This window comes from Methanolobus sp. ZRKC2 (assembly GCF_045291185.1).
In the GTDB taxonomy this organism is placed as follows: domain Archaea; phylum Halobacteriota; class Methanosarcinia; order Methanosarcinales; family Methanosarcinaceae; genus Methanolobus.
In genome coordinates this window covers 2,100,468-2,127,414 of record NZ_CP146980.1, presented here as the reverse complement: position 1 = coordinate 2,127,414, position 26,947 = coordinate 2,100,468, and the positions used below count along the sequence as shown (strand labels likewise).

The window sequence follows — 26,947 nt, the reverse complement described above, 5'->3', positions numbered from 1 at the left end:
TCCCTATTCTTCATCCACAAACATCTGAGCCACTAAACCCAAATGGTCCTCATGGAACGGCTCAAGTTCTTTTCTCTGCAGCACCTCAAATTCCACGTCAAAGTCGGTCTCTAATTTGCGAACCTCGTCCTTGAATATCTTTTTGGGACTGGCTACGGTGTCGATACTCCTTGACTTGATGGAAAGCATCAAATGACCATTCTCTTCAAGGAAATATTTCGAGTTGATAGCTGCGATCTCTGCCTGGTTGGGCTGGGCAACATCTTGGAAGATAACATCCACTTTTTCAACAATGTGTGCATATGATTGGGGTTTGTTGGCGTCCGCAAGTATAGGGATGATGTTTGGGCGCTGGTCACAGAGCTGGATAAGATCACGCATGGTACGGGGAGAAAATTCGACTGCGTAGACCAGGCCGTCCCGGAGTATATCCGAAACATGACTCACGGTTGTACCCGAGGCTGCACCAAGATATAATACAGTGGAATCGTATGTAAGAGGAATCTCAAATTTCTTCAATGCCATAGCTCCAAGCTTACTACGGCTTGGGTCCCAGAGACGGTACTCTTCACCCTCCTCTTCTATGAGACGCTCGCCGTAAACACTGATACCCGGCATGAGATTTCTGGTAGCAAGTACCTTCCTGTCGTCGATATCGATCTGAAATATGCCGTCACTCAATTCTTCAACTGACATTAACGTTTGCCTCCTTTCTTCTTTCTTCCTTTGCCTCTTGCTCCTGAAGACTTACCCCTAGGCTTTGATGCTTTTTTCGGCGGAGACGGATTAGCATTTCGAATCGCAGTAAGTTTCTTCTCAAGTTCTTCCTTGATGGAAGGATCCTTTTCACCGGTATAAAAGTCAGTCCTCGCAGCCAGGCTTATCTTCGAGGCAAAAGCTCTTGCAAGTTTACCTCTCTGCCACCAGGGTGCGTTTTTGATGATGATGTTATTGAATATGATACCGTGTTTGGGCGACGGCGTGTTTGAACGTAAATGCTTAAACAGTGCCCTGTTAGCACCTATTACCTGCACGGTACTGGAAGGAAAACTTGCAAGTCTCTGCAGGCTTCCTGCAATGCTTATGAGCCTGGCTCCCAGAAGACCCCCGGCAATGTCTGTAAGGTTTGGTGCCAGGGAGCCCATACCTGTTACAATATAACTTTCAATCTGCCTGCGGGTATCATACAGACTGCATAGGTTTGAAGCAAAAGCTCTCAACAGTTCCTCATCTGCAAAAGAGAGTTCTGCTCCCATTGACTTTGATGCCTTTTCAAATAGCGCATGGTCTTCAGGCACATTAGCACGTGAACCAAAGGCCAGCACAAATCTTGCCAGTGGCTCTCCGGTAAGCCCCAGTTCCGGGAAATAGACACCATACCATTCCAGCAGGCGCTCACTGAGCTCATTTACATTCTTATCAATATCATCAAGCGCCTCAACTGCATGCACGATACGTACATCATCGGTATCTGTACTGGATATCTGGCTTTTAGCTGCCCTGATACAGACATCCCTCAGCAGGATGTCATAATCCTCATCCAGTTCTACAAAACCACAATCAAAGGCCAGTTGTCTCAGGTCAGAAGCAGTAGCAGGAATACTCTGGCCACTTTCCTGTAGCTCCAGAAGACGTTCTGCAAGTTTGTCAGGATCCTTTTCAAAAGGCTCACAATCGATAAGTTCTCCCTCTTCATCAAAAGTGAATCTGCCAAACCATGCTGTAAATTCCAAAGTCATGGTTCATACCTCCCTTATATCTGCACCTGAATTGTTTGCCTTTGTTACTATGACCCTGCCACCGATAGTCCTGTCAAGATGATCCTGTACGTCTTCCATAACATAAGCAGCATCCTCCTTATTGTCCACAATTCCATAGACTGCAGGCCCGAAGGAACTCATACCCGCTCCATATGCACCGGATTCCTGCATCAGTGCCATCACATCCCTCACAGCCTGATGCTGCAGCTTCACTTCATGTCTCTTAAAACCCAGACTTTGTATGTGATTAACGGCATGGCCAAATGACTCAATATCATTTTCAATTATTGAAGGCATCATTTTCATAAGAATAATATGAGAAACTTCCTGAACCTCATTCAGAGGTATGGGACATACCTTGCGGAAAATGTCAACCTCTTTTGCATCATGGGCACCCTGGGTATCAGGAAGAGCAAGAACAATATTCCAATCCGGAAAATCATGTCGGAAAATTACCGGTGCCGGATCAGCTCTGCTTGCTGAAGAAGGAGAGAAAGAGCCCTTATCGGAAAATCGGTGCCCTCCATCAACAATAAAACCACCTGATTCAAAGGATGCTACACCAATTCCCGAAGTACCACCACGTCCCACTGCAATGGCGAGATCACGCACACTCATCCCGAGATCATACAACTCATTAACAGCAGCAGCAGCCGAAAGGGAAGCCTGAGTCCCTGAACCAAGACCCACGTGGGTATTCATATCCTCTTCAATAATAATTCGTATCCCTTGCCCTTCGGGAAGGACATTCCTTACTGCAGCCTCTATCCTTTCTTTTAAAAGAGATTCTCCTATAACCTCTATAGCCTCAGACTTTTCCGCAGATATGGTTATATGAGGAGATTCCAGGGATATGCCTGCACCACCATCTATTCGGCCCCATGATGCATTCATATCTATTAGTGTAAGGTGTAACCTGGAAGGAGACGTTATTCTGATCATGCTAATGTCTATCAGTTCAACATACTATTAAACTATTAGCACTTGAAAAATCAGCTTGGGTCAGGGATGTCCTTCTTTCTTATCAGTGCCCATGAAACCCTCAACACATCTCTGTTGAAGATAAACTTAAGAATTGCCGGTAGCAGGTTTGCGATCCTGAACTTGACATCGCCGATAACATTGAAATCAAGCATCATTTCAACAAAATCAGGCTCTGCATATAATTTGACCCTTTCATACTGATGTTCAAGATAACCTCTCAAAGCATATAGATAACCAATCGCCATGCCGGTGTCCGCAGGGTCAGCAAGGCCAAACTTCATATCCAGTTTCAGTTTATGGATGTTGATTGCTTCGAGTATGCCTTCAAGAAGCCTGATAACAGGCACTGTCAATAACCTGAGAAGCTTAATTACATTGGTGACATTCCACCTTTCCGGCTCAGCGGCTTTCTTTTCTTCTTCAGCTTCCCTTTTTTCTTCCCTTGATACTGGCTTTTCAGCAACTTTTTCTTCAGGCTTTGCTTTGGGAACAGCTTTCTTTTTCGGAACTTCACCCTTACCAATAAACCTCTCCGGTTTCAGGGAATAACTTATGAAAAGCCATTTGATAAGTATCCTGTACTGGAAATCTTTGCCTTGTTTGTCGAGCACCAGCAGAACATGGAACGATACGAATAAAATCAGGAGTAACAGAACTACCAGCAAAGCTACAATTATTTCTAAAAGCATTACCGCCCCACACAATAAAGAAATATCAGATACAAAAAGAAGACATGCTGTGGTCTTCTTTCACTTATTATACTAGGATTAAGACTCCGTTTTCGCTTCATCAGTTGCAAGGCCAGCATCTGATTTTTCGGACTTTGCCTCTCCTTTTCCCTTATTTGACTTACAGGTCATAGACTTAACCTTATCAAGTAGACCTGGGACGGATTCCATAACCTGCTCAAGTCCACCCCTGCCGGAAATAGGAAGCAGATTCACACCATCGGGAGAAATCACAATGAATGCTACAGGTTCAATCTTTGCACCTGCACCGCCTCCTCCACCAAATCCTTCTTCCTTATCAGTTCTTTTGCCTTCACCGCCACCACTTCCAAAACCAAAGGAAACTTTGGTGACAGGAATAATAGTCGTATCTCCGAAAGTAGTAGGATCTCCGATAACGGTTTTTGTGTTCACAAGTCTTTCCAGTTCCGAAGAAATATCCTTAATAATGTCTTCAACTGCCATTAGATAACCCCTTAAAAGGAAAAATATTCATTCTCCTATTCAGTATAGACTCTCATAATAAAAAAACGTATCTGAAAATTCTAAAAACATCAGGATGTGCTTTCAGCATTATCCTGGAAAAAATTCATAAGAGAATATTTTACCCTATCCGGTTCGACATCAACAAACTCTTCTCTCTCTTCCGGAGGAAAAGCTTCGAATACTGAAAATTTGCCAAACTTATCGGGTGCATCTGTAAGAAAGCGACCATCAAGCAAAATCCTTACACCATAGTCCATAGGAGAGCGTACAACCCTTCCCATTGCCTGCCGTATCTTTCGGACTGTCGGCACCTGCACGGCATACTCCCAGCCGGCACCATATCCAAAAGTATGGTCGTAGGCAGACTCAACCGCATTCATCCGGTCATTGAGAGCCGGGTATCCGACACCTACGATGATAACAGTCCTGCCTCTTCCGTCACGGTAATCGATTCCCTCACTAAGAGTACCCCATAGATAGGATATCAGCACCGCTTTACCGCCTTCTTCACCTATGCGGAAGAAATCCTCCCTTACTTCCTGGGAAGACACGCCCACCTCATCAAGGAAAACAGGGATATTGAAATTCGCATCTAGTTTACCATAATAACGCTTTGCTTCGAAATAACTCTGGAAGAAGATGATAACATTTCCCTGGGTGTTCTCCACAGCATCAAACAAGACCTCTTCTACAGCCTGTAATGTCTGGGGATCATCCCGGCTTTTGGCAAAAAGCGGAGGGACGGAGGCAGCAATGGTCAGACGACGATCTTCCGGGAACGAAGTCCCAAAGGCTATCTCACATATCTCTCTGCCAATTCCCAGAGTTGATTTTATCATATCAAAAGGCCTCAAGGTTGCCGACATGAGTATGGCCGAGAAAACAGAATCGAAAAGTGGCTCAGTGACGTTTTTCGGGATGCATGTAAACAGCTCCAGACGGCCGTATATCTCATTGTCCATGTCCCGTCTTACGTTCAGGATAGGATAATAATTCGGGTTGTTCGAGAGCACAAGGTAAGAAGAAAGAAAATCTGCAGCATACCGAATATGGGAACGCTTCAGTATCTTGCTCAGGCCCTTCTTGTACTGTTCACGATAATTGTCATCAAGCATCGAACCAAAAGCACTTGCCTCGGAGAGTGTCGTTTGTATTCCTTCTTCATCCCCGAATCCGGCTTCCTTTGCAAGTCTCAGGAACTTACCGGCAATCATATCATTACGTTCATAAGGATCACTTATGCGCATGTCGTACCAGTTCTTTCCAACCCTTTCACGTTCACCGAACTTAAAACGGGAATTATATGTATCCTGCATCAGGTTCAGGAGTATCTTGAAGAGATTATGCGAACCGCCATCAGGCATCTGATCCAGATTGGCTTCTATCTCGGAGATTGCTTTTTCGATAGTATGTTCTGTAATTGTAAGCGAAGAGTGTGACCTTGCCGCAGATTCTATATTGTGGGCCTCGTCGAAAATAGTAATGACATCCTGAGGTTCCTTTTCCAGCCAGTTCAGAACTGTCGAAAAGATGTCACTATTAAGTACATGGTGATAATTGCATATGACAAAGTCAGCATGTTTAAGTTCACGTTTAAGCAGCTCGTAGCCGCACATACCCTTCTGGAAAGCATAGTCATTGACTTCTTCAGGTGTGCGCACATCCGCAAAGAGCCACTGTCTGAAAGACTCACTGTCGCTACGCAGGACCTCATATAGATAACTGCAGGAACGATTCCTGACATCCTTGATTTTCTCTTCCGCAACATCCAGTTCCTTTGCTAGAGCATCACGCAAAGCAATCAGTGCGGGATCACGGGAACGTTTGTAATTTTCATTTGCAGACTTCATTTCCTGCTTTTTCAGAGCAATTTCGCGTTCAAGCTCAAGCATCTCAAAAGTGTTTTCTCTTTTCAGGGAACATTCGTCATAGTCAACCCCATTAGGACACATGGTAGTTTTACCCTTGACAACAGCAACTTTTACATCATTGGATTGCTTGATCTCACGAGCTTCATTAATAAACTGCACCATCTGCTGGTGCACATTTGTAGCAATGATAACGGTTTTCTGAAGCTGCTTTCCCACATGCAAGGAGGGAGCAAGTGCACTGAGAGTCTTACCCGTGCCACATGCACCCTCAAAAAGGATGATATCCTGATTCATCAGTGCAGCATGTATCTTATCCATGGCATCCTGCTGATTGGGATAGCAGGCAGTCTTAGGGAAGTACCTCATGTAACCGCTTTTAGCACTCATTGCACTACCCCTATGAGCTCACATTACTTAAACGGTTTTGATGAAGATCACTGTGCCAATTCTACATAGTGTTCACACTCTGCAATGAGCCTGTTAGTTTTCCGGTCATATACTTTGACAATAACAATGCTACCATCTTTGAGTCCGTAGTTGTCCGAAGTATTGGTCATGCAATTTATTGTAACGTGTACTGAAGAAGGAGTACTTCCAACAGCACTATCATATCCGTTCAGAATCAGTTCTTCTCCTGCAGACCAGGTCCCATCAAGAAGATTTGGATTACGGGAGGCATATGGTGAATCTTTTCCGTTAGTAGTCAAATCGTCATAACTGATGAATATGTCACCAAATCGAGTAGTTCCACCTGATCCGAAAACCCCTGTATAGGCACTTCCCTCACCAGTAATGATTATCTTTGTGTTACCCGTCTGCAAGGATTCACCACCTTTGTGCAAAAGCACGATGTAGTTTTCCTTGAACTTTACTTTGTTAGGCACACCACCTTCTATGCTCTTCACTTCAATCACAGACATAGGGGCTTTGCTCAGTGAGCTGGAAAAGCCATTCCCATATACAACAGAAAAAGATATTACTGCGAGCAGAACCGCAAGAATCAGCATAAAAATAGCACCAACCACAGAAGATACTGCACTACTTTCATATATTGCATCAGTCCGCAATATTTTTTTCATAGTTTAAAATTGAATAAATAAGATATAAATTTTACTTAATATAACCAACATATATTTTAATAGTCAGGTTATGCCCAAATAAAATGTAAAATAGCCAGATAAGTTTAAATTGCCTGTACTTAACTATGGAAACGCTATTCTTTAGACAGACAACGATAACTTTTTATTTTACTTATGTTATGATAGATTGTAGGTTACTACTAATATAAAGCATATTTATATAATATGCTTAACCAATCGAAAAATAAAGGAGAAAAGTAAAATGGTAGCAATTATTACTGTCAGCGAATGTGTCGGTTGTGGAGCATGCATAGATGAGTGTCCAGCAGACGCAATCGTCTTGAACGGCGACAACATTGCAGTCGTAGATGCAGACGAGTGTCTGGACTGTGGTGCATGTGTCGATGTGTGCCCAACAGACGCAATAGCTATGGAATAAGCGATTAGCTTATTCCGAAATATCCTATTTTTTATTCTTTTTTTATTTTCCGGGGAAATGGCGGTGCAAGTGTCCTCAACATCAGGTCCCTTCACAAGATGGAAAACTCTGATAAGGTGATATATTGGAAAAGAACAGTAAAATGTGGCTGGTAACGATAACCTTGCTGTTGCTTGCATGTACCATCACTTCTGCAAACGCTTCAATATTCGAACTTGAGGTAGTTCCGGTCTCAAAGATCATGGAAGATCCTACCATTTATGACAGCACGATGGCATATCGTAAGATAAGCGTTGTTGGCAACCTTTCCGAAATTGGAAAGCAATCTGCTGTGATAACAGAAGATGATCAATCATTGAAAATAGATATCAGTAAAGCCGAGTTATTCAGTGGTTTTACTCAAGGAGAGCAGGCCATGATCACCGGAGAATTCAGGTATGACCCCATCGGAGATGACATCATGCATCCGTCCTATGTGCTACGCTATCCCATACAGGACATTGGAGAAACAAACATCAGTGATGTTAATACCGATCCTGCTTCCCATAACGGGAAATATATCACAATACGAGGAGAACTCACGGGCATAGATTATTCAATGGGGCGTCATACGATAACCCTTACCGAGAATTCCACGGGAAACCAGATGAAAGCTTTCTACTATGGAGCCACAGACCTGGAAACCGGAGAAGCGGTAAAAATTTCAGGGCTGTACAGTGGTGAAGTTCTACACAGCGAAAACCTGGCAAAGGACAAAGGACCACTATCCATCTCAACAATTATCCCGGGATTTAGCTTCCTTATTGGCCTCATAGCCTTAGGATCCATGGCGATACTTTTAAGCCAAAGACAGCGTTAACCACTAAAGATTATTATGTTGGTCGTTTTATCAGTAGGCGGATCTATTCTAGCAAAGGAACTGAAGCCGGAAAGTTTTCTGGCTTATGCAGATGCACTTAAAGAAATTTCAAAAGAGCATGATTTAGTCGTTGTCACCGGTGGGGGGGTTGCTGCACGGGATTATATCAATGTAGCACGTAGCACAGGTTCAAATGAAGTAGAATGTGATTACATTGGAATCGACATAACGCGGCTGAACGCAAAACTATTGATATCTGCGCTTGGTGATGCCGCATATCCAAGAACACCACATGACTATATACAGGCTGAAGATGCATTGTCTTCCGGTAAGATAGTTGTAATGGGAGGAGTTATCCCCGGCCAGACAACAGATGCTGTTTCAGCAATACTTGCCGAATACCTGAAAGCGGACCTGCTTGTAATTGCTACTGCTGTAGACGGCGTATATACTGCAGATCCGAGACAGCATCCTGATGCGGTGAAGTATGAGACCATGACACCTAAGGAGCTTGTCAAGACTGTGATGGTCACGGAAATGAAAGCCGGCTCCAAATCACCGGTAGATCCTCTGGCTGCAAAAATAATCGAACGTTGCAACCTTGAGACAATTGTCATGGATGGCAGTGATGCCCAAAATGTCCTGAATGTGATCATGCAGGAAAGTGAGAGAACAGAGCCCTTGAAGAAAGTTCATCTTGGAACCCGCATCAAAGGTTAATTATAAGGATGGATTGAAAACAAACATCCTTTGCTGTTTTTAATTATAGGCAACAAGATAATCTATCTTTTCATCTCTGGAGGTAACGTCCTTGATTTTCGTTCTGGACTCCTTCAGAACCTTGATTGTTTGCTCAAACTTCTCGATCTGCAACTTTGCTTTCTGAACCTTTTCATTTTCCAGGGCAAGCTTTTCAAGCAAAACATCGCGCTGCTCTTCCGGTATCTCCGCATTATCGATCTGTTTCTGATAGTGTGATGAAAGCTTCACATATTTGCGGAACATCTCATTCATGGTATCAAGGTCTTTCTCAAGGTCTTCAATTGATCTAGCCATACAAATAACACTTCCTTCTGGAAACAAACCATCATCCCGAGTGTGAAACAGACATCAGGATTCCGCTTCCAGCTGACATATGATTTCAATTATAGTTGAAAAATCCGCCCTCAGCTATATAATCATTTCTATATTTGTGTATATAATCCTACTCATCATAATGAGGTATGAAAACGAAGCAACTTACGGAAAAAGCATAGAAACATGAATAAAAATGAAAACAAAAATGCATTCCGAAGAATGCAAAAAAAAGAGAAGTAATTATTTGCCCAGTACTATCCTGGCAATGTCGTCACCGACATCGGATGTACCTGCTGAGCCACCCATATCATAGGTCTGGACTTTAGCTTCGAGAATATTTGTCTCGATTGCAGATACAATGGAATCTGCTGCTTCCTTTTCTCCAATCTGTTCAATAAGCATGGCACCTGCCCAGATAGTTGCTATCGGGTTGACCTTATTCTGTCCCTTGTATTTAGGAGCTGAACCGTGTATAGGCTCAAACATGCTGGTACCTTCAGGATTGATGTTTCCTCCGGGAGCCAGTCCAAGTCCACCCTGAACCATTGCACCAAGGTCTGTAATGATGTCACCGAACATGTTAGGTGTTACAACCACATCGAACCACTCAGGATTCTTCACAAACCACATGGTAATTGCATCAACGAAGTTGAAGTCCGTCTTTACATCAGGATGTTTCCCTGCGACAGCATTAAACTCCTCTCTCCAGAATCCGTAGATATCCGAAAGGACGTTTGCCTTGTCAACTGATGAAACATGCTTGTTCCTCTTTTCAGCAAGGTCGAAGGAGTATTCAAGCACCCTTTGTGTACCTTCCTTTGAGATCATACCTATCTGGTATCCGATTTCCTCACTGTCAGTCTCGATGTCAAGACCGAACTTTGCATTGTAGAGTGTCCTGTTGACCTCAAGCAGATCTTTGCTTGCGCCTGACTTTGCACGTCCGCCTATGCCGATATAGAAGTCCTCAGTGTTCTCCCTGACAACAACAAAATCAATGTCTTCAGGGGTCTTGTCCTTGAGAGGACACCATACGCCATCCAGAAGCTTGATCGGACGCAGGTTGACGTACTGGTCAAAGTAGAATCTCGCAGAAAGCAGGATACCTTTCTCAAGTACACCCGGTGCGATCCTGTCATCTCCTATAGAACCAAGATAAATAGCAGAATACTGTGAAAGCTCCTTCAGTGAATCTTCCGAAATAAGCTCACCTGTTTCAAGATAGTGGTCAGCACCGTGTGGGAACTCTACCCATTCAACGTCAAAACCGAACTTCTCACCTGCAGCATCGATGACCTTACGACCTTCTGCAATGATCTCAGGTCCGATACCGTCTCCGGGTATTACGGGTATTTTATACTGGGTCATGTTATTCTCCTGTAATAATCATTTTTTATCGGATCATAAGAAAGATTTCAGATGATCCTGCGTATATACTCTATCAAACCGCCTGAATCCATGATACCCCTCACAAAATCGGGAAGGGGTGTTGCCTGGTATTTTTCATCCTTTGTCAGGTTTGTAATAACACCTGTTGCGAAATCAACATCAAGCTCATCACCGTCGGAGATCTTATCGGTCTCCGGGCACTCAAGAAGTGCCACACCGATGTTGATAGAATTCCTGAAAAAGATACGTGCAAATGACTTAGCAATCACACAGCTTATCTTTGTACCTTTCAATGCGATTGGGGCATGTTCCCTTGAAGAACCGCAACCGAAATTGTTACCTGCGACGATGATGTCGCCTTCATTTACCTCTTTTGCGAACTCCGGCCTGACACCTTCAAAGGTGTGTGCTGCAAGTTCTTCAGGCGTATTGAGAATAAGATATCTGCCAGGTATAACAGCATCCGTGTCGACGTCATCTCCGAATTTCCATACTCTTCCTTTCATATTAACACCGGATATTGATTATTTGATTATAAGCTAAGTTGAAACCATACCATAGATACAATCATCCTAAATAATACTACTGGAAATAACAGTACGGCACAGAACACCATGCGAAATAATTAACATATCCTCATGAGAAAATCTTAATAGAAGCAGCTATTACTTTATTGCAATGGTAACCAAAAAAGACATGGCGATTCTTTCTATCCTTCAAAAAGGTGCTAGAACTCCGGTTTCCGAGATTGCGAAGCAAGTTGGTCTCAGTGAAAATGGTGTCAGGTACAGGCTGGAAAAGCTGGAAGATGAAGGTTACATAAAGAACTACGTTGTCCTACTCAACCCTAAGAAGTTCGGGAAAAAGACATTTGCCATATTCAATCTTGAAATGGAACCAAAAAAGATGAGAGCGAGCATAAAAAAACTGCATGCAATCGAAGAGTTCATCAAGGTTTACCAGACCACAGGACAGTATTCTATTAAGGCATTCGGGCTTTTTGATGATGAAGACGAACTCACAGACTTCATCAGCGACAAGCTCCTTTCAGAAATACCCGTGCAGAACTACAGTGTTGAAATAGTTACGAAAAATATCAAAGATAGCATCTACTACGTGTGATCTATCGACAGACAGCAGCATCTTTAGCCCAGTGTCTTGTACCACACGTTCATATTCTCGAGTTTGCCGGCAATATTCGTATTTTTCACAAGCATACCTGCGTATTCATAATAATTCCTAGAAAAAACAATGTTCATCCCACAGGAAGCAGCTCTTGCAATGGTATAGGATATGACCATGCCCCTGAGTGACATTTCTTTCTCCATCTCACCCAACAGATATAGGGAATAACCTTTGCCACGACATTCCGGAACTGTTGCAAAATCGGTCATCTCTACATTCCTGTTCTCAATATCCATCTCACAGGATGCCAGTGCTACGATCCGGTCATCTTCTTTTATGCAGAAATAAAGAACATTCTCTGACATCATCTTGAGCAAGTATGAAGGATCATGTATAGGGAAAGGATATGTAGTAAATACATCCTGATAAATCTCTCCCATTCGGAAGACATCTTCTTCTATGCAGAAAACGCAGGAAGCATTCTCAGCAAGTTGAATGTCCTTGACTTCACCATTTTTAGACAGAGCAGTCTCCAAAACTTCTCTGTTACTTTCAGTTTCATCATTAAGCATCCTTGATTGCGAGAAATATTTGCACATGAAACTGGCACCCTTACTCCCATCAAAGAAACCGGGAATATACGCCTCTTCCCTGTATCCGGAAGAAAGAAAATTCTCTTTCTGGCAGGAGGGAATTTTGGCAAATATTTTAGAGTAGCCATTTTCCTGTACGATCTTCTCCAAGTCTTCCAGTATGGAATCATAATCCAACGGGGAGAGATGTATCAAGTAGATTCTGTCATTGAAACTGCCATGCTGGATTACGGAATTTCCCAGAGATTCTACCTTATCCGTCAAAGTCCCTTCTCTCCAGTCTTGCAGTATCTCCCGGAACCAGACTGAGGGTTTCGTCATAATCCGACAGGAGTTTTGCAATTCCAACCGACTTTGACTCCGGCGCATCATCAAGTTTAAGCTGCAGTTTGCAACCCTCGCACTTGCGGTCACAGTACACAGGAGTATAGGATTCGGGCTCCTTATAGGATGTTATGATGCCTTCGTAATTTCTCAATATAACCTTGTGGGTTGACCTTGATATCATATATGTGGGAAGTATCGGTATCTTGCCTCCACCTTCTGGAGCATCTATTACATAAGTTGGAACCGCAAAGCCACTGGTATGGCCTACAAGGTTTTCCATGATCTCAATTCCCTTTCCAACGGAAGTCCTGAAATGGGTCAGACCTTCCGACAGGTCACACTGATACAGGTAGTAAGGGCGAACCCTGTTTGCCACGAGTTTGTGGAAGAGCCTCTTAAGTATCCTATAACAGTCATTCACTCCCGAGAGCAAAACGGTCTGGTTCCCAAGGGGTATACCGGCATCTGCAAGTTTTCTCAAGGCCTGCTTTGAAGAGAAAGTTACCTCACGTGGATGATTGAAATGGGTATTTACCCAGACCGGATGATGCTTCTTCAATACATCAACAAGCTGGTCGGTTACACGGTATGGCAGCACCACTGGCATCCTTGTGCCAATTCTTATGACTTCCACATGTGGTATTGAGCGAAGTTCCGTAAGTATCCAGTCCAGGTAATCATCCGAAAGCATGAACGGATCCCCACCTGACAAAAGTACGTCCCTGACCTCGGAGTGAGTGGCGATATAATCAAGGCCTTTTTGAACTTCATCCCTATCAGGAACTGAATCCGTATCCCCGACTTTTCTTTTCCTAGTACAGTGCCTGCAGTACATGGAACAGACATTGCTTACATGAAGAAGCACCCTGTCAGGGTATCTGTGCGTTATTCCCGGCACGGGGCTGTCCATGTCTTCTGAAAGAGGGTCATGCATGTCATCCTCAGAAACAATCAGTTCACTTGGTGAGGGGAAGGCCTGCATGAATATCGGATCGTTCTTAAGGTCCCCGGCTTCAATAAGCGATAGATAATACGGGGTTATGGAAAGTGGGAATTTCTTAAGTGTTTCCTCGAGCAACTTTCTCTCTTCAGATTCGAACTCGACATCAAGAAGTGTTTCAAAAGTATCTATATCCCTGACACAATGTCTGATCTGCCATTTCCAGTCTTTCCAGTTGGAAATTGCGAGCTCGGGATTTATCTTTTTGGCAATATTTTTTTGTCTGACTGAATGGGTTTTCATCAAATCACTATCGAGAAGCTAGAAAATTTATCCTTTTTTAGAATTCACTAAAACTGCTGCAATATAATCCACAACAGCAGTTAAAAGAAAGCGCTGCAATAACATTACAAGTGCAGCGAATGTATAGCTTAACTTTTTTAGATGTTACAAAGAAACTAGCGAGATGAAACAATAAATAATTAATTTGAGCATTCATAGAAAAAACGGCATTTTTTTTGAGGAAAGGGAAGTTAGTAAAAATAGTTGACCTGACCGATTCAAGAACGAGAATAAGTATGTCGTCCTGAGACGTATTATGGATTAGAAAATACTATAATAACTTAGTATATATGTTAAGAAATTAAACAATTGCTTGAATGCTTGAGAGTTGCTTTTGCAGATAATTAAGAAGAAAAATACCATCCTATAAACAGGAAAAAGCCGGTTCGGAATGTTTATATAGAACTATATATATCTACAGGCGCGGAGGAATCTCTTGCATTAATCATTCCCCTCTCTGATGCATTAATTCTTTTTGGCTAAATGTATCATACCCCAAACTTCACCCAACCATCATTATGCGAGATTCCTCTTTTCTCTCTTGTTTTTTATCCCGATAGTATACCTCTTGCTGCCAGAACCCCCGTAGCTGCAGAATTAATAAGGTCCCTGGACAGGCCCGCACCATCCCCTGCAGCGAACATGTTTGTAATGCTTGTTTGCATCCTTTTGTCCACTTCCAGTTTTATCGAATAGAACTTCACCTCAGGTGCATACAGCAATGTTGAGTCAGAGTTTACTCCGGGAATTATCTCATTGAGAACTTCGAGGCCCTCTATGATATCCATGACAATCCTGTGAGGCATCGCCATTGAAATATCTCCGGGAGTAATATCCTTTAAAGTGTTGACCACAGTGTTCCTTTCGATGCGTTTCTCCGTAGAACGCCTGCCCCTGCGAAGGTCTCCCATCCTCTGAAGAACCGGTTTGCCCCCACCTATAGTAGTTGCAAGCTTTGCCACGGATCTTGCATATTTGATAGTATTTTCCATTGGCTGGGTCAGTTCCACATGCACAAGAAAAGCAAAATTTGTGTTTTCAGATTCTTTCCTGTGCATTGAATGACCATTGGTTGCAACAAAACCTTCGTACTCTTCTTTCACAACAAAACCATGTTCATTGGTACAAAAGGTCCTTACGAAATCGTCGTAGCGTCGTGTATGAATGCGGAATTTAGGATCATGGTTTACCCGGGTTATAGGGTCCATTATTATCGAAGGCACCTCCACCCTTACACCGATATCAACCCCGCTAAAAGAATACAATATCGAATGCCTGTTCACCAGCTCGTTGACCCAATCGCACCCAACTCTCCCGGGAGCTAGCAGGGTAAACTGTGCGCTTAATCGCTTTCCATCAGCAAGCAGAACACCACGGCAGACATCCTCCTCTACAATCAGGTCGGCAACATCGGTGTTGAGAAGGAAATTTATTCCTTTTGCTTCAAGGTCTTTCTTAAAATTAGAAATCAGGGCAATGGAATTGTCCGAGCCTATATGACGTTGTTTTATCTCGATAAAATTTGCACCAACAGATGCAGCTTTCCTTTTGAGGAACTCAACTTCACTGGCAGGGGGTGAAGACAGGTCATTCGTTGCACCATATTTCAGAAAAATCTTATCAACATAATCTACGATGTCCCATGCACTATCCGAATCTGCTGTAAACTCTGCTATATCTCCTCCTATATCCGGACGCAGATTGAGAGTACCATCAGAATATGCACCGGAACCTCCGACACCCCTCAATATCGAGCAGGGTTTACAATGCTGGCAGTCTTTAACCGAAGTCATAGGGCAAATTCTTTCATCAATATCCCTACCTGCATCTATGACAAGAGTTCTAAGGTTTGAAGAGGCAAGCTCATGTGCCGCAAAGAGACCTGCAGGTCCGGCACCTACAATAATAACATCATAATCCCACTTGGATAAAACCAAAAATATCACATCCATGGACATACCGGGCAACGGTACATCCAATGGAATATTAAATCTATTAGGATAAAATCTTGTCCAGTTGGTTCACGGACCTTGCATACTTGAGTTCCTGAGCTATCCGCTTGCCAGTGGACAGATTCTGCTCTACAAGATCAGAATAAGGTGAACCTGTAAGATAGAGATTGGTACCTGCAACAATTCTCGCAGATATCTCAAAGACTTTTATTTCCAGATTATCGGTTACCACAGTCTCAAGACAGAAAGGACCGATCATTCCTCCGAATAACTCCAGAGACTGCTCGACTACTTTCTCTCCTAGCTCGAAGATCAATGGCAAAAGAGATTCCCTAGCTACCAATGGTACGTTTCCGGTAACAACATATGTGGGATGTATGCCCGCTTCTTCCAGTTCCCTTGGGGAACCAAGCCTGAAAATCTCATCGGCATTGGACTCCACCCTGCGATCCATGCTGAGCATCTCGAGAATACCCTCGCTGAGCTTGTAACCTTCTTCCCTCAAAGGTGAATAGAAGAAATGCAGGTAATACCTGGTACCGGTTATGAACTCCTGAATTGTATATTTCTCATCGAGATTCACATGTTCTTTGAACTCTTCATATGTCTTGGCGACAAAGAAACCTTTTCCACCCTTTGCGCCATGATACTTTACCATCACAGGCCCGTCAATGTCCTCTGGTTCTATCTTTTTTGGCATATGGATGCCAGCACCCTCAAGCCAGACTCTCTCCTTTTCCCTGTCAGATTCCCATTCCAGCACTGCCCTGTTACCAAATGTAGGAACAGGAAGCTCAACGAATTCTTCATAACCCAGATATTCAACGAATGAACCGTGGGGAACTATTATCGCATTTTTTGCGACCAGTTCGCTGGCTATCCCGGGAATGTCCTGATAACTGTCTACTACGATAAACTCATCAGGCTTTGCTTTGGGAAAAGCATCATAGAATTTTGGTGGCTTTTTCACGCATATACCTATTGTTTTCAGGCCTTCCTTCCTTGCCCCGTCAAAGATCTGAAGGCTTGAATGGGAGCATACAGTAGCAATACAAAGATTGTCAAGGTCGTAGTTCCCGATTATTTCCATGATACGTTCTTTTGAAATCATAAATATGGCCCCGAAATTTAGCACATATTGTCCTCACCACTCTTTAACTTTTCGAGTTGTACCCCATATACTGAAGACTTCAAACAGATTTGAAGCTTAAGGAAACAATATAATCACCTTTTTATATACTACCCTTATGCAAGAAAACGAAGAAAACACAGGATCTGATAAAGTTTTGATCCTGCCCCTTAGTGAGGGGTCAAAAAAAATAACGCAAATCCTGTCCAACGACAGGGCAATGAAAGTCCTGGAAATTCTTACCGACATGCCCATGTCTGCAACTGATGTGGCAGAAAAAATGGGAACTCCACTAACTACCATTAAGTACAATATCGATGCACTTGTCGAAGCAGACCTCATCAAGGTCAAACAGACAAAGTGGAGCAAGAAAGGCAGGGAAATCAAAATATATGAACCCGTCCAGAAGATCATTGTCGTGGCTCCCGGCAGTATGAAGGGAGACAAGTCATCGATTCTTGACATGCTCAAGAAATATCTGGTTCTGGCAGGAGGAGCTATCTTTGCAGCGACAGGGCTCGAAATTCTCACAAATAAAATGGGCTTTGGTGCAGCCCCTATGGCCAGTTCATTCCAGTCGACCGGATATCAGGAAAATATGGCACCTATGATCAACGAAGATCTCCCTGAAGCTGCTTCTGGAGAAGCATCAATTGATGAAGCTCTGAAAGGAAAATCAGCTCCTGCTGAAGAAGAAGCTATTGCTTATGATGCGATAGAGGAGGAGATGCCTGAAGCGGATTACTTTGATGAAACGGTAATGGATGAGCCTGTCGAAGAATTTGACTATGAGATCACAGAAGCACCTCCATCAGATGACACGCTGATTCCGAGAGAGGTTGATTCAGAAACTGTTAGCTCTGCTATCCCTCAGGAAAGCATTGATAGCGGGGCCGATGTTATCAGAGATGGCTTCAACTCAAGTTCTCCAGGCCAAGTACCTATGGCAGGAGAATCACAAGCAGTTGCGGACAGTATACCTCTTGCATCCCAGCCATTTTCCGGCCTGATCCCACATGACCTTCTTTCACATTCAAGCGTATGGTTCCTGTTCGGATGCCTTTTTGTCATTGCCCTTTTGTTCATAAGAGAAGTATATTATAGAAAAAAAGAGATATGATTCCTAGTGAATGGGCATGAGAGTAGCACTTAAGATTGCATATGTCGGAACAGGATATCACGGATCGCAGGTACAGCCGGATGTTGGGACCATCGAAGGTGAACTCTTCAAGGCACTTACTGAACTCGAGATAATCGAAGACCTGAAAACTGCCAGGTTTTCAAGTTCCGGCAGAACAGATACCGGAGTACATGCGAGAGAGCAGGTCATAGCCTTTGATACGGATAAACCGAACCTTGCCATTCCAAGGGTGATCAATTCCAAACTCCCTACTGCCATATGGGCCTGGGCACATGCCGAGGTTCCGGATGACTATGACCCGAGAAGATGGGCCACATGCAGAAGATATCGCTATGTTATGAGCGGGGAACAATACGACATTTCCAGGATAAGATCTGCCTCAAGAATTCTTGTAGGAAAACACGATTTTGCTAATTTCTGTACCAAGGAAGGAGACAAGAGCACAATCAGGACTATCGAAAAAATTGATGTAAGGGTTAGTGGAACATTAACAAAAATCGATATTCAGGCAAACAGTTTCCTCTGGAATATGGTACGCAAGATAGTGACCGCGCTCACAATGGTTGGGAGTGGCGTAAGAGACGAGGAATGGCTTCAACAGATGTTGGAACCGGAATTCTATGAGGAAGGGTTAGAATGCGCTCCCGCCTACGGACTCACACTTATGGAAGTGATCTATCCGCAGCCCATAGAGTGGTATGAAGATGCCTACTCTATACGTCGGGCTAATGAGAGATTCCATGAATACATGGTTCGCCACCGGGTAATGGCAGATGTTATAGACCATTTAATTCCAAAGGAATGAAGATCCCATTTTTTTTAAGAAACACGCAGGGTAATCGGGCACAGCGATGGAACACTATGTAAATATAAAGGATGCTACAATCAAGTATCACGTTATCCACAGGAAAATAAAGAATCCTAGGCTGGAATTCAGGGAAGGAACATTCAACCTGATTATCCCAAAGGATTATCCCGATCATGAGAAAATAATCCTCAGACACAGAAGATGGATATATAACAGGCATATACGCATGCAACACCTGCTTGCAGCTTCAAAAACTATGGAGCTTGAACAGAACAGGTCTGAAGATGAATTCAAGGAACTTGTAAGGATATGCGTGCTCTCTATTGGAAAAGAGCTCAAAGTACAGCCAGATACAGTACGTTTCAGGAAAATGCGAACAAAATGGGGAAGCTGCAGTTCCAAAGGCAACCTCAATTTTAACACTTATATGAGACACCTTCCGGAAGATATGATAGAATATGTGGTGTATCATGAGATGGTCCATCTTATCGAACTTAACCACGGTCCCAACTTTTGGAATTACATAAAGTCACATTTTAAAGACCATAAGAATTACGAGGAACAACTTTCAAACTACTGGTTCCTGATACAAGAAGAGATTAAGAAGTAAGTATCCTTTCAAGGGAAAAACAAAAATAATGAAATCAATCCTTACGCAGTACAGTGAATGTTCTCGTAAGGCTACCATGAATTTTCTGGGTAAAGATATCTACAACTGAAAAGCCGACTTCTTCTGCAAAATCGATAACCTGCATTTCAGACACAACAACAGCTAATTTCCCTTTTTTGAGCACCCTGTACATTTCCGAAAAAGAACCGGAGTAGAGATGATGAAGCGACTCGGCTTTGATGGCAGCTGAGCGGCCATAGGGAGGGTCAGTAACAATTGCATCCACCGTGCAGCTTTTAATGGGGATTCTGCAGGCATCGCCAACGAGTAGAGAATAGTCAGAGTCGAATAGGTCCATGTTCATTTTTGCCCCGCGGGCTATTTTCTGCCGGACCTCAAGACCGATCACATGGGATGAAAGCAGTCCGCCCTCCACAAGTATCCCTGCGGTGCCGCTGAACGGGTCGAGGAGCACCTCACCGGACCGAATTTCACTTATGTTCACAAGGGCCCTTGCAACTCTTGGCATGAGCACACCGGGGTAGAAGAAAGGTTTCTTCTGCGGAGACCTGTGTTCATAAGCACCCCTGTCTATCGAAGCAACCACAGAGCCAAAGATAGCCCTGTCAGTCATTATGAGACGGAACACAACATCAGGAGACTTCAGATTTGCCCTGAAACCTTTCCTGTAGATACTGCCTCCTATCCTACCCTCTATTTTTTCCCTTTTGACATTTCCTGAATGCTTAATCCTTTTGGCACGTACTACATATGTCTGGCCGGGCTCGATATGTAATGAAATATCCATTGTTTCAGCCGTCGAGATGATGGCATCTGCCTGGACATCACACATGCCCGCAACCTTCACTATGTGATGTGACATGGCAAGCCTTTCTGCCACATAAAGGAGAGCTTTGTCGATATCCTTGTCATTTCCCGATATGTCGACCACAAGACACTGGTCAAAATATGCATGTTCCCTGAACTCAAGACCTGCAACATGCAGGCAGGATATGATTTCTTTGCGGGGAAGAGCATCGTGTTCCCCTGACAATTCAAAAGCATACAGCATGTAGCGCAATAGAAGCAGGAAGTAATATTAAAAGCCTTTCAATAAAATACAAAGAAAACCTGAACTTCCGTCTAGAACATCAGTTCAAGTGCTTCTTTTCCTGTCATTCCCACCTTTATTCCAAGATTGATAGCTTCCTGGGTGGCACCCACAACAGCAGCTTGCAGTACATCATCAAAAGTTTTCACGCCCTTTACTTTGACGGCCGCATCACCGAGTGCTGTTGCTGTATCCATATCAAGGTAGCCGCACATGACAAAACCCTTATCGGCTTTTATGAGTATAAGAGAAGCATTTTGCATCTGCATGTCCAGGCCAACTGCCGAACCATTGTTGAGTTCTATTTTTTCGATTATCATGAGAATTATCGTCCTTTCTCAAATATTAGACAGAGAATCATATTAACGAACTACCTTTCAAATTTTCCAGGAATTCTTCAGTGAATCCAGGAAAAATTTCGTCCACAAGTGAACTGAAAGATTGCTCATCAGAATCAGCAGGAAAAGCAGACGCCATTTCCAGCTCCCCTTCATCTGCGAACTGAAGCTCGTCCATCTCGAAATAAACCACAGCTTCACCGGTAGAACCAAATTTTCCGCTTACTATCGAAACAGGATTCCCCGGGTCGATTGTTGCATTGTCAATCCCTTCAGTAGATGTCACTTTGATATTTTCAGGAAAACGGATAGTAACAGGCGTGTCGGGTTCACCTAAAAACCACATCATTTCTCCCAAAGATGTTACTGGGTCCTCGAAAGTATAGTGAGCCTCATAGATGTTGACAATCCTGTCATCTTCATCCACCAAGCCTAGGCTTTCCATAGAGATATCTGATGCCACACTGATGGAGTTTATGCCATCTGATGAACCGTTTATCTTCAAATCCATATCATCTTCGATTGCTGCTAATAGCATTTTTCTGCTCGAGACATCTACTTTAAAGAGTTCCCATGCAGCAACAAAACTATCGTTATCACCAAATTCGGAATCTATAAAAGATTTAAACTGCACTGATCTCTCTCCCGAATATTGCTCGGTATAGGTCCAGTACACATTGTTCATATCTACAGTTATTTCATTCTCCCAGCTATAGGAGGCACCTGCCGGCAATGTAAAAAATAAAAAAGATATCAAAAGAACAAACAATTGGGTTGTTTTTGGGATAAAAAGTTCCTCCTGCTCATTTCGTTGTTATTTCGCATCCGTCATCTGTAACAATAACTGTGTGTTCTGCCTGTGAAACCATTCCACCATCTGCTTCCTTAAGTACGGGGAATGAGTGCACTATTCCTGCCTTTTCAAGCTGCATCAAAGCAAAGTCGAGCTTTTCGGTCTTAAACCATCTCTTTGCAAATGGAAGTGTCTTGTAAGGTTCAAGTTCTTTGAGCAATTGCCTGGCAGCAGGCAATCTGACAGGTTTGCTTTTTACTACTTGAAAGATTTCAGTAAGAGTTCCGTCAACGACTTTTCCTACTCCGTCGGTCGCAAAAGGTTCGATGGCAATGATATCACCAGTCTTGAGAACGGAACCTTTCCCTATCCTCCTGTTGGGAATGCTGGGCGGTGAATGGGGGACATACCGGCTGAGCCCATGTCCGGTAAGGTTACTTATGGGTTTGAAACCAAGAGATGTTATGGTATCTTCAATGACAGCACCTATATCAGCAGTATTAGCACCGCTTTTCACATTGTCGATAGCAGCATAGAGAGCAGCCTCGGAAGCCCTGACAAGATCGCCATAATCACCTGTTAGATCTACAGTAACGGCAGAGTCTGCAATATAACCGTCAATCTGAACACCAAGGTCGAGTTTTACTACATCTTCCCCGAAAAGAGTTTCATCATCTGCATAGGGAGTTGCATGTGCAGCTTCGTCATTCCTGGAAAGATTGCAGGGAAAAGCGGAACCGTCAGCACCCAGTTCCACTGCCCGGTTCTCGACAAACTCGGCTACCTCAAGCATGCTTGCACCTACCGTAATTCGTTCCTTTGCTTCACTTCTTACCTGGGAGAGTATCCTGCCGGCCTCAAAGTATTTTTCGAACATCTCTTCTGCCTGATCCTGCGTTATCTTTGCCATATGCTATCTCCTGTTCTTAAGTGACATAAACTTTTTCAAAGAAGTTAGACCACAAACATCTTTTCCATCTCGGTAAGATTCTCGAAGCCCTCATCAGTCACAAGTATGAGATCTTCAAGGCGAATACCGCCCACATCAGGATAATACAAGCCTGGTTCAATGGTGATGATATTTCCTGCCTCCAGAACGATCTCACGTTCTCCTACATAGGGAGATTCATGTATCTCCAGTCCGACCCCATGGCCAGTAGAATGTATAAACCCGACACTTGAACCACTTCTGGTAGTATCATATCCTCTTTCCTCGAACACATCACATACCTTGCCGTGTATCTCATTACATTTCACACCGGGTTTCACCATTTCCGTTGCCACCTGCTGGGCTACAAGCACCGCCTCATACATATTCGCCAGCCTGTCCGATACTTCACCCTTTAGTACTGTGCGGGTCATGTCCGCATAGTACCTGTTTTTCTTGCTGCGGGGAAAGATGTCGATGACAATAGGTTCATCCGGCCGGAGCACACCCGTACCTTCCCAGTGAGGATTTGCGGAACCCATTCCACAGGCAACAATCGTGCCTGCTGACTCACATCCATGTTCCAGAAGAGTAATATCTATCTGATTGCGAATTTTTTCCGCTGTAAGGTCAAAACCATGATAGTTTAGCTTTCCATCCATTTCTTCGGATTTGTGAATCATATCCACGGCAGCTTTCATTGCAAGGTTGCAGGCATCCTGGACCTCCCTCACTTTCTCGATCTCCGATTCATTTTTACGGGAGCGTAGCTGCTGAAACGGACTTTTGATGGCCTCGAAGGAAAAGCCTTCCTCCTTTAGAGTTTGTGCGATATGATAAGGAAAATCCCTTGGAACCACGATCCTGCGAGCACCGTGCCTTTGCAATATATCAGCCAGGCAATCACAGTAGGCAAGAGAGGGATCTCCTCTTTCCTTAACTTTATCCCGGTAATTGCAGTCTTGCAGGGTAAGCACCCCGGCAATCCTTGATTCAATTTCAGCACGCCCACGTTCCATCTCCGAAACCAGCAGGATCTCTTCAGTTCCTTTTGTCTGGATATAGGCAAAAGAGTCGGAAGCAAAAAAATGAGTAGAATAATACATGTCAGCATTATCGGAATTGCCCACGATCATGAAAGCATCCGACTTATGCTCCTGAAGTGCTTCACTTATATCAAGAGGATTCTTTTCTGTTGTCATGTTGATTATTCTGTAGTTACTAGTACAAAATTGTTGCCAATGTTGAAACTTTGAAACCCGGACACATGATTACATGTCTTGCAGCTAGCACCAGGCAAGAGAACTAAAGACAACTGGGGAATATTCAGGGTCATAGGTAAATATGGAAATTCACTCTATGTACATGCCATGTGAATATATGTGCATATTTTGCCATACAATCCACATACTAAATATATACATCTCCACAAAAATTTTGTTCCATGCATAATGCAAACGGACACTTATCTCCAACGGCAGATCTCATTAATTTTTTGTATGATATCAAGTACATCATCCTTTTTTACGTACTGGGCGATTTTTTCACTACCCAACATGCCCTGAATTATGGTTTTGAAGAAAACGGGTTTCTCCGGTTTGTGATGGCAGAATATGGCGTATGGTCTCTATTCATATTGAAGTTGCTTTTCCTTGTAGTAGTATATTTCAACTACAAATTGTTGAGACAGGAAGGGCCAGAATGGGCAAAACTGTGGGATGTTTCAAAAGTTGTTATCGGATTTGTAGGTATTTTCCTGGTCGTTAACAACCTCATGGTCATCTTTCTTGAGTTCAGCCTGATCCAGCTAATTGGAAATATCCCATTCTGATGATTAACGCACAAAAGTAAAGATGGAACCTGATCATCGGTCAAGTAAAATCAGGGGAAAGGCATTATGAACATGGAGTTTACTTCGATTTCAGTAGTGAATGTTTCAATCTGAAAGATATCTTCCTTTGAAAGATCCGTCATATTAAACTCTGCATCCCCGGATATCTGCACAGTTGATTCCGGAATGATGCTCTTATTCACATATACCCTATGATCATCTGATAGCAATAGTTTTCCAAATTCTTCGCTGAATACCGGTTCAGCGTACTCTACATATATTTCCTCGTTCCCATGATTGTATAATGTGAAGTTGTAGGAGTAAAGCTGTACATCCGTGCTGTTATCAGCTGCAGAGCCAATTGAATGAGTGCTATCAGATATGCTCAGAACAGTTTCCTGCACAGGACTATGGCTTTCCCAGGGTATTGAAAGCCCCAACATCAACCCGAACAAAAACAGTATGATCCCAAAAACCAATGTCCTATCCATAAACAAACCTCCAGCACCAGAACACATCCATTTTTTATTTATCTTGTGACTCAGTTGTGATGCAGGCTTTATGAATTTTGAAAATGCATTAGGGTTTAAATTTCAGTAATCTCTGTAGAATCCTGTTTATAGAACTCAAAGAGCTCTCTGCCCCAATCAACAGCATCCTGGCCATCCGCGATTAAATGTTTGCCATCATGCTCACCAAATTTTGTTAATAATCTGAAGAATACAGAGTAGTCATTTACTGAGAAATTAATGAAACCAATTGGTTTAGAATATACGAAAAACCTGATATTGCTTTCATTTAAAAAGCACTTGAAAGCATCATGTTCGTTCATTTTCATTTTTTGGAAAAGATCCTCCGATATAATCATGGAGATATTTACTCCGTTATTCAGTAAATTTGAAACTAAGTCCTTACCTTCCGGATGCATCAATGTAGAAATCATGAATATGGATTTTGATGCGAATGATCGATCCATTTGAATGCTGTTAAGTTTAAACATATCAGTCATGGAGGGTGTTGCTATAGAACAGTTTTGCAAATCCCTTATTCTTTCTAACAGAGAAGGAGGCAAGAAACCAAGATCATGCGTACCCCAATAATCCATATCATTATCTAGGGTATCCATAGTACCTAATAAAGGCTCCATTTTGTCAACAATTATCTTTCCAATGTTGGTCAACTCATAAGAATCAGCATTCTTAACTATAAGATAATTGTCTTCCAGTATCTTTGCTTGTGGAAGCAACGCCTGCCTGCTGGTTTCAAGATTAGAAAGAAGAGAAGATATTTCAGCAGGACCATCATTAAGCATTAAAAGCATGTTTTTCCTTTTCCCGGACGCAAATATTACATCTAGCAAAGCTTTGTTCACAATTTACACCAACCTAAATCTACATCCCCCAATGCAGTATTTGAAAGGATAGCTGTACCATATCCCACACTTGGGAAAGAAGGTAATACTATAATAAAAAGCTTATTGCTGACATGGTAAAATTATTGATGTTACCAGTTCATATCGATAAATTTTGTAAGCTCCGCAAATCACATTCACCTATACATTGATGCTTGTGGGAAAATTTATTATATCAAAATTCATGAAAGTGGATTTTGAAATTGCCACTTTTTTGACAGGACAAACGCCCTGAATAATTCCGATATGTAGAAGCGATATCCGATATTACAAACTTAATATCATACTTGAACACTTACCTACAAAGCATTAGCATAACCTGCAAACAAAGAGACAACTAACAACAATGAAAGATAGACAATTGCGATTGTCAGGATTTTGATTATGTTAGATTTGCCATGATTATCCATACTACCACGGGCAAGAGTACTGCAATGTACTATAAATAGTTATGCCACAGTAGCTATTAATTAAGTAAGTAATAATAAAATATGAAGATTAAAAATATGTGAAAACAAAAAATAATGTCTTTTATCCAGATATAAAATAAAAAAAATCCGGAAAAACCGGAAATTAACTAACAACGCCCGAACCGGGATTCGAACTCACTCTAGAAATGAATTCGATCCCTCGAGCGTTCTGACCTTGTAACTGTTATCACGAAACGCTACCAAGCGCGTGTACAAAAAACTTGTTCACGTTCCGGACTTGACCTGTTACCAGCAGGCACAGTACAAGTCAATTTCTAGATAGACTTTCATGATTAAAAACCTTTTTATATTTTGACTTCATTTCGAAAAATGTTGAGTTTTACCAGACTTGACAAAAGTTGTTCAGGTGCACCACACCTGACCAAACGAATCTGGTCGTGAACAAAATGAAATCTACTAATTTGA

Annotated in this window: 29 protein-coding genes; 8 read left to right on the top strand and 21 right to left on the bottom strand. The window is 42.7% G+C overall.

Going from position 1 to position 26,947, the window contains the following annotated elements; translation table 11 throughout:
- Window positions 1-3: 3 nt before the first annotated feature.
- The 7 genes from V7O62_RS10060 to V7O62_RS10030 all read right to left on the bottom strand — a co-directional run bounded on the left by V7O62_RS10060 (window position 4) and on the right by V7O62_RS10030 (window position 6,908).
- Window positions 4-696 (bottom strand): fibrillarin-like rRNA/tRNA 2'-O-methyltransferase, encoded by a 693-nt coding sequence (locus tag V7O62_RS10060; protein WP_406656193.1) that lies wholly within the window; start codon window positions 694-696, stop codon window positions 4-6.
- On the bottom strand, window positions 696-1,739 hold the full coding sequence (locus V7O62_RS10055) for an NOP5/NOP56 family protein (RefSeq protein WP_406656192.1): 1,044 nt from the start codon (window positions 1,737-1,739) through the stop codon (window positions 696-698). Before V7O62_RS10055 ends, V7O62_RS10060 begins: the two co-directional genes overlap by 1 nt.
- 3 nt (window positions 1,740-1,742) lie before the next feature.
- Window positions 1,743-2,702, bottom strand: a complete 960-nt coding sequence (locus V7O62_RS10050; RefSeq protein ID WP_406656191.1) for a beta-ribofuranosylaminobenzene 5'-phosphate synthase — start codon at window positions 2,700-2,702, stop codon at window positions 1,743-1,745.
- Window positions 2,703-2,752: 50 nt separating this feature from the next.
- On the bottom strand, window positions 2,753-3,433 hold the full coding sequence (locus tag V7O62_RS10045) for a DUF2953 domain-containing protein (RefSeq protein ID WP_406656190.1): 681 nt from the start codon (window positions 3,431-3,433) through the stop codon (window positions 2,753-2,755).
- Window positions 3,434-3,511: 78 nt separating this feature from the next.
- Window positions 3,512-3,937, bottom strand: coding sequence for a GerW family sporulation protein (locus V7O62_RS10040; RefSeq protein ID WP_406656189.1), 426 nt, complete (start codon window positions 3,935-3,937; stop codon window positions 3,512-3,514).
- An 89-nt stretch (window positions 3,938-4,026) separates the two neighbouring features.
- A complete protein-coding gene (locus V7O62_RS10035) occupies window positions 4,027-6,216 on the bottom strand; it encodes an ATP-dependent DNA helicase (RefSeq protein WP_406656188.1) in 2,190 nt (729 codons plus the stop codon).
- 47 nt (window positions 6,217-6,263) lie between these two features.
- On the bottom strand, window positions 6,264-6,908 hold the full coding sequence (locus tag V7O62_RS10030) for a type IV pilin N-terminal domain-containing protein (protein ID WP_406656187.1): 645 nt from the start codon (window positions 6,906-6,908) through the stop codon (window positions 6,264-6,266).
- Between the two features lie 262 nt (window positions 6,909-7,170).
- Here V7O62_RS10030 and V7O62_RS10025 point away from each other — a divergent pair, with 262 nt between their 5' ends.
- The 3 genes from V7O62_RS10025 to pyrH all read left to right on the top strand — a co-directional run bounded on the left by V7O62_RS10025 (window position 7,171) and on the right by pyrH (window position 8,926).
- On the top strand, window positions 7,171-7,347 hold the full coding sequence (locus tag V7O62_RS10025; RefSeq protein WP_406656186.1) for a DUF362 domain-containing protein: 177 nt from the start codon (window positions 7,171-7,173) through the stop codon (window positions 7,345-7,347).
- A 124-nt stretch (window positions 7,348-7,471) separates the two neighbouring features.
- Complete coding sequence (locus V7O62_RS10020) at window positions 7,472-8,206, top strand: hypothetical protein (RefSeq protein ID WP_406656185.1); 735 nt, start codon at window positions 7,472-7,474, stop codon at window positions 8,204-8,206.
- Between the two features lie 15 nt (window positions 8,207-8,221).
- Entirely contained in the window at window positions 8,222-8,926 is a 705-nt protein-coding gene (gene pyrH, locus V7O62_RS10015; protein WP_406656184.1) for a UMP kinase, read from the top strand.
- A gap of 39 nt (window positions 8,927-8,965) precedes the next feature.
- On the opposite strand, the gene V7O62_RS10010 is transcribed toward pyrH, so the two are convergent.
- The 3 genes from V7O62_RS10010 to V7O62_RS10000 form a co-directional block, all read right to left on the bottom strand.
- Entirely contained in the window at window positions 8,966-9,262 is a 297-nt protein-coding gene (locus V7O62_RS10010) for a hypothetical protein (protein WP_406656183.1), read from the bottom strand.
- Between the two features lie 261 nt (window positions 9,263-9,523).
- Complete coding sequence (locus V7O62_RS10005; RefSeq protein WP_406656182.1) at window positions 9,524-10,651, bottom strand: isocitrate/isopropylmalate dehydrogenase family protein; 1,128 nt, start codon at window positions 10,649-10,651, stop codon at window positions 9,524-9,526.
- A 47-nt stretch (window positions 10,652-10,698) separates the two neighbouring features.
- Entirely contained in the window at window positions 10,699-11,178 is a 480-nt protein-coding gene (locus V7O62_RS10000; protein ID WP_406656181.1) for a 3-isopropylmalate dehydratase small subunit, read from the bottom strand.
- A gap of 172 nt (window positions 11,179-11,350) precedes the next feature.
- Between V7O62_RS10000 and V7O62_RS09995 the strand changes: the two genes are divergently transcribed.
- Window positions 11,351-11,794: an Lrp/AsnC family transcriptional regulator gene (locus V7O62_RS09995; protein WP_406656180.1), complete on the top strand. Its 444-nt coding sequence runs from the start codon at window positions 11,351-11,353 to the stop codon at window positions 11,792-11,794.
- Window positions 11,795-11,817: 23 nt separating this feature from the next.
- Here the strand turns inward: V7O62_RS09995 and ablB are convergent, their stop codons facing one another.
- The 4 genes from ablB to V7O62_RS09975 all read right to left on the bottom strand — a co-directional run bounded on the left by ablB (window position 11,818) and on the right by V7O62_RS09975 (window position 17,062).
- Window positions 11,818-12,654 (bottom strand): putative beta-lysine N-acetyltransferase, encoded by an 837-nt coding sequence (gene ablB, locus V7O62_RS09990; protein WP_406656179.1) that lies wholly within the window; start codon window positions 12,652-12,654, stop codon window positions 11,818-11,820.
- Window positions 12,644-13,960: a lysine 2,3-aminomutase gene (gene ablA / locus V7O62_RS09985; protein WP_406656178.1), complete on the bottom strand. Its 1,317-nt coding sequence runs from the start codon at window positions 13,958-13,960 to the stop codon at window positions 12,644-12,646. Before ablA ends, ablB begins: the two co-directional genes overlap by 11 nt.
- A gap of 587 nt (window positions 13,961-14,547) precedes the next feature.
- The gene (locus V7O62_RS09980) at window positions 14,548-15,951 is read right to left on the bottom strand and encodes an NAD(P)/FAD-dependent oxidoreductase (protein WP_406658284.1); all 1,404 of its coding nucleotides are present in this window, start codon (window positions 15,949-15,951) and stop codon (window positions 14,548-14,550) included.
- A 43-nt stretch (window positions 15,952-15,994) separates the two neighbouring features.
- Window positions 15,995-17,062 carry a formate--phosphoribosylaminoimidazolecarboxamide ligase gene (locus tag V7O62_RS09975; RefSeq protein ID WP_406656177.1) on the bottom strand — a complete coding sequence of 356 codons (1,068 nt, stop codon included), beginning with the start codon at window positions 17,060-17,062 and terminating at the stop codon, window positions 15,995-15,997.
- A gap of 136 nt (window positions 17,063-17,198) precedes the next feature.
- On the opposite strand from V7O62_RS09975, the gene V7O62_RS09970 reads away from it, so the two are divergent.
- From V7O62_RS09970 to V7O62_RS09960, 3 genes are read left to right on the top strand one after another with little or no spacing between them, the layout of a single operon-like run.
- Entirely contained in the window at window positions 17,199-18,200 is a 1,002-nt protein-coding gene (locus tag V7O62_RS09970) for an ArsR/SmtB family transcription factor (protein ID WP_406656176.1), read from the top strand.
- Between the two features lie 16 nt (window positions 18,201-18,216).
- Window positions 18,217-19,026, top strand: a complete 810-nt coding sequence (gene truA / locus V7O62_RS09965) for a tRNA pseudouridine(38-40) synthase TruA (RefSeq protein ID WP_406656175.1) — start codon at window positions 18,217-18,219, stop codon at window positions 19,024-19,026.
- 46 nt (window positions 19,027-19,072) lie between these two features.
- Window positions 19,073-19,639: a M48 family metallopeptidase gene (locus V7O62_RS09960; protein ID WP_406656174.1), complete on the top strand. Its 567-nt coding sequence runs from the start codon at window positions 19,073-19,075 to the stop codon at window positions 19,637-19,639.
- Window positions 19,640-19,673: 34 nt separating this feature from the next.
- Here V7O62_RS09960 and V7O62_RS09955 read toward each other — a convergent pair whose 3' ends face one another.
- The 5 genes from V7O62_RS09955 to V7O62_RS09935 form a co-directional block, all read right to left on the bottom strand.
- Window positions 19,674-20,711: an N-6 DNA methylase gene (locus tag V7O62_RS09955; RefSeq protein WP_406656173.1), complete on the bottom strand. Its 1,038-nt coding sequence runs from the start codon at window positions 20,709-20,711 to the stop codon at window positions 19,674-19,676.
- A gap of 71 nt (window positions 20,712-20,782) precedes the next feature.
- Window positions 20,783-21,070, bottom strand: coding sequence for a YunC family protein (locus V7O62_RS09950; protein ID WP_406656172.1), 288 nt, complete (start codon window positions 21,068-21,070; stop codon window positions 20,783-20,785).
- Window positions 21,071-21,107: 37 nt separating this feature from the next.
- Window positions 21,108-21,722: a hypothetical protein gene (locus V7O62_RS09945; protein ID WP_406656171.1), complete on the bottom strand. Its 615-nt coding sequence runs from the start codon at window positions 21,720-21,722 to the stop codon at window positions 21,108-21,110.
- Between the two features lie 169 nt (window positions 21,723-21,891).
- Complete coding sequence (gene map / locus V7O62_RS09940; RefSeq protein WP_406656170.1) at window positions 21,892-22,791, bottom strand: type II methionyl aminopeptidase; 900 nt, start codon at window positions 22,789-22,791, stop codon at window positions 21,892-21,894.
- Window positions 22,792-22,835: 44 nt separating this feature from the next.
- The gene (locus V7O62_RS09935; RefSeq protein ID WP_406656169.1) at window positions 22,836-24,011 is read right to left on the bottom strand and encodes a M24 family metallopeptidase; all 1,176 of its coding nucleotides are present in this window, start codon (window positions 24,009-24,011) and stop codon (window positions 22,836-22,838) included.
- 242 nt (window positions 24,012-24,253) lie between these two features.
- Here V7O62_RS09935 and V7O62_RS09930 point away from each other — a divergent pair, with 242 nt between their 5' ends.
- Window positions 24,254-24,640, top strand: coding sequence for a hypothetical protein (locus tag V7O62_RS09930; protein ID WP_406656168.1), 387 nt, complete (start codon window positions 24,254-24,256; stop codon window positions 24,638-24,640).
- A 50-nt stretch (window positions 24,641-24,690) separates the two neighbouring features.
- Here V7O62_RS09930 and V7O62_RS09925 read toward each other — a convergent pair whose 3' ends face one another.
- Window positions 24,691-25,131 carry a hypothetical protein gene (locus V7O62_RS09925; RefSeq protein WP_406656167.1) on the bottom strand — a complete coding sequence of 147 codons (441 nt, stop codon included), beginning with the start codon at window positions 25,129-25,131 and terminating at the stop codon, window positions 24,691-24,693.
- Between the two features lie 95 nt (window positions 25,132-25,226).
- The gene (locus V7O62_RS09920; protein WP_406656166.1) at window positions 25,227-26,012 is read right to left on the bottom strand and encodes a helix-turn-helix transcriptional regulator; all 786 of its coding nucleotides are present in this window, start codon (window positions 26,010-26,012) and stop codon (window positions 25,227-25,229) included.
- Window positions 26,013-26,947 lie beyond the last annotated feature (935 nt).

What these genes read in the sequence shown, in the direction of transcription:
- V7O62_RS10025 (WP_406656186.1), top strand. Translation starts at nt 7,171, where the DNA reads ATGGTAGCAATTATTACTGTCAGCGAATGTGTCGGTTGTGGAGCATGC.
- ablA (WP_406656178.1), bottom strand. Translation starts at nt 13,960, where the DNA reads ATGAAAACCCATTCAGTCAGACAAAAAAATATTGCCAAAAAGATAAAT.
- V7O62_RS10000 (WP_406656181.1), bottom strand. Translation starts at nt 11,178, where the DNA reads ATGAAAGGAAGAGTATGGAAATTCGGAGATGACGTCGACACGGATGCT.
- V7O62_RS09960 (WP_406656174.1), top strand. Translation starts at nt 19,073, where the DNA reads ATGGAACACTATGTAAATATAAAGGATGCTACAATCAAGTATCACGTT.
- V7O62_RS09950 (WP_406656172.1), bottom strand. Translation starts at nt 21,070, where the DNA reads ATGATAATCGAAAAAATAGAACTCAACAATGGTTCGGCAGTTGGCCTG.
- V7O62_RS10005 (WP_406656182.1), bottom strand. Translation starts at nt 10,651, where the DNA reads ATGACCCAGTATAAAATACCCGTAATACCCGGAGACGGTATCGGACCT.
- V7O62_RS10050 (WP_406656191.1), bottom strand. Translation starts at nt 2,702, where the DNA reads ATGATCAGAATAACGTCTCCTTCCAGGTTACACCTTACACTAATAGAT.
- V7O62_RS09930 (WP_406656168.1), top strand. Translation starts at nt 24,254, where the DNA reads ATGCATAATGCAAACGGACACTTATCTCCAACGGCAGATCTCATTAAT.
- truA (WP_406656175.1), top strand. Translation starts at nt 18,217, where the DNA reads ATGAGAGTAGCACTTAAGATTGCATATGTCGGAACAGGATATCACGGA.
- V7O62_RS09935 (WP_406656169.1), bottom strand. Translation starts at nt 24,011, where the DNA reads ATGACAACAGAAAAGAATCCTCTTGATATAAGTGAAGCACTTCAGGAG.
- V7O62_RS09995 (WP_406656180.1), top strand. Translation starts at nt 11,351, where the DNA reads ATGGTAACCAAAAAAGACATGGCGATTCTTTCTATCCTTCAAAAAGGT.
- V7O62_RS10060 (WP_406656193.1), bottom strand. Translation starts at nt 696, where the DNA reads ATGTCAGTTGAAGAATTGAGTGACGGCATATTTCAGATCGATATCGAC.
- V7O62_RS09975 (WP_406656177.1), bottom strand. Translation starts at nt 17,062, where the DNA reads ATGATTTCAAAAGAACGTATCATGGAAATAATCGGGAACTACGACCTT.
- V7O62_RS09955 (WP_406656173.1), bottom strand. Translation starts at nt 20,711, where the DNA reads ATGCTGTATGCTTTTGAATTGTCAGGGGAACACGATGCTCTTCCCCGC.
- map (WP_406656170.1), bottom strand. Translation starts at nt 22,791, where the DNA reads ATGGCAAAGATAACGCAGGATCAGGCAGAAGAGATGTTCGAAAAATAC.
- V7O62_RS10010 (WP_406656183.1), bottom strand. Translation starts at nt 9,262, where the DNA reads ATGGCTAGATCAATTGAAGACCTTGAGAAAGACCTTGATACCATGAAT.
- V7O62_RS09980 (WP_406658284.1), bottom strand. Translation starts at nt 15,951, where the DNA reads ATGGATGTGATATTTTTGGTTTTATCCAAGTGGGATTATGATGTTATT.
- V7O62_RS10035 (WP_406656188.1), bottom strand. Translation starts at nt 6,216, where the DNA reads ATGAGTGCTAAAAGCGGTTACATGAGGTACTTCCCTAAGACTGCCTGC.
- V7O62_RS10040 (WP_406656189.1), bottom strand. Translation starts at nt 3,937, where the DNA reads ATGGCAGTTGAAGACATTATTAAGGATATTTCTTCGGAACTGGAAAGA.
- V7O62_RS10055 (WP_406656192.1), bottom strand. Translation starts at nt 1,739, where the DNA reads ATGACTTTGGAATTTACAGCATGGTTTGGCAGATTCACTTTTGATGAA.
- V7O62_RS10045 (WP_406656190.1), bottom strand. Translation starts at nt 3,433, where the DNA reads ATGCTTTTAGAAATAATTGTAGCTTTGCTGGTAGTTCTGTTACTCCTG.
- pyrH (WP_406656184.1), top strand. Translation starts at nt 8,222, where the DNA reads ATGTTGGTCGTTTTATCAGTAGGCGGATCTATTCTAGCAAAGGAACTG.
- V7O62_RS09970 (WP_406656176.1), top strand. Translation starts at nt 17,199, where the DNA reads ATGCAAGAAAACGAAGAAAACACAGGATCTGATAAAGTTTTGATCCTG.
- V7O62_RS09925 (WP_406656167.1), bottom strand. Translation starts at nt 25,131, where the DNA reads ATGGATAGGACATTGGTTTTTGGGATCATACTGTTTTTGTTCGGGTTG.
- V7O62_RS10030 (WP_406656187.1), bottom strand. Translation starts at nt 6,908, where the DNA reads ATGAAAAAAATATTGCGGACTGATGCAATATATGAAAGTAGTGCAGTA.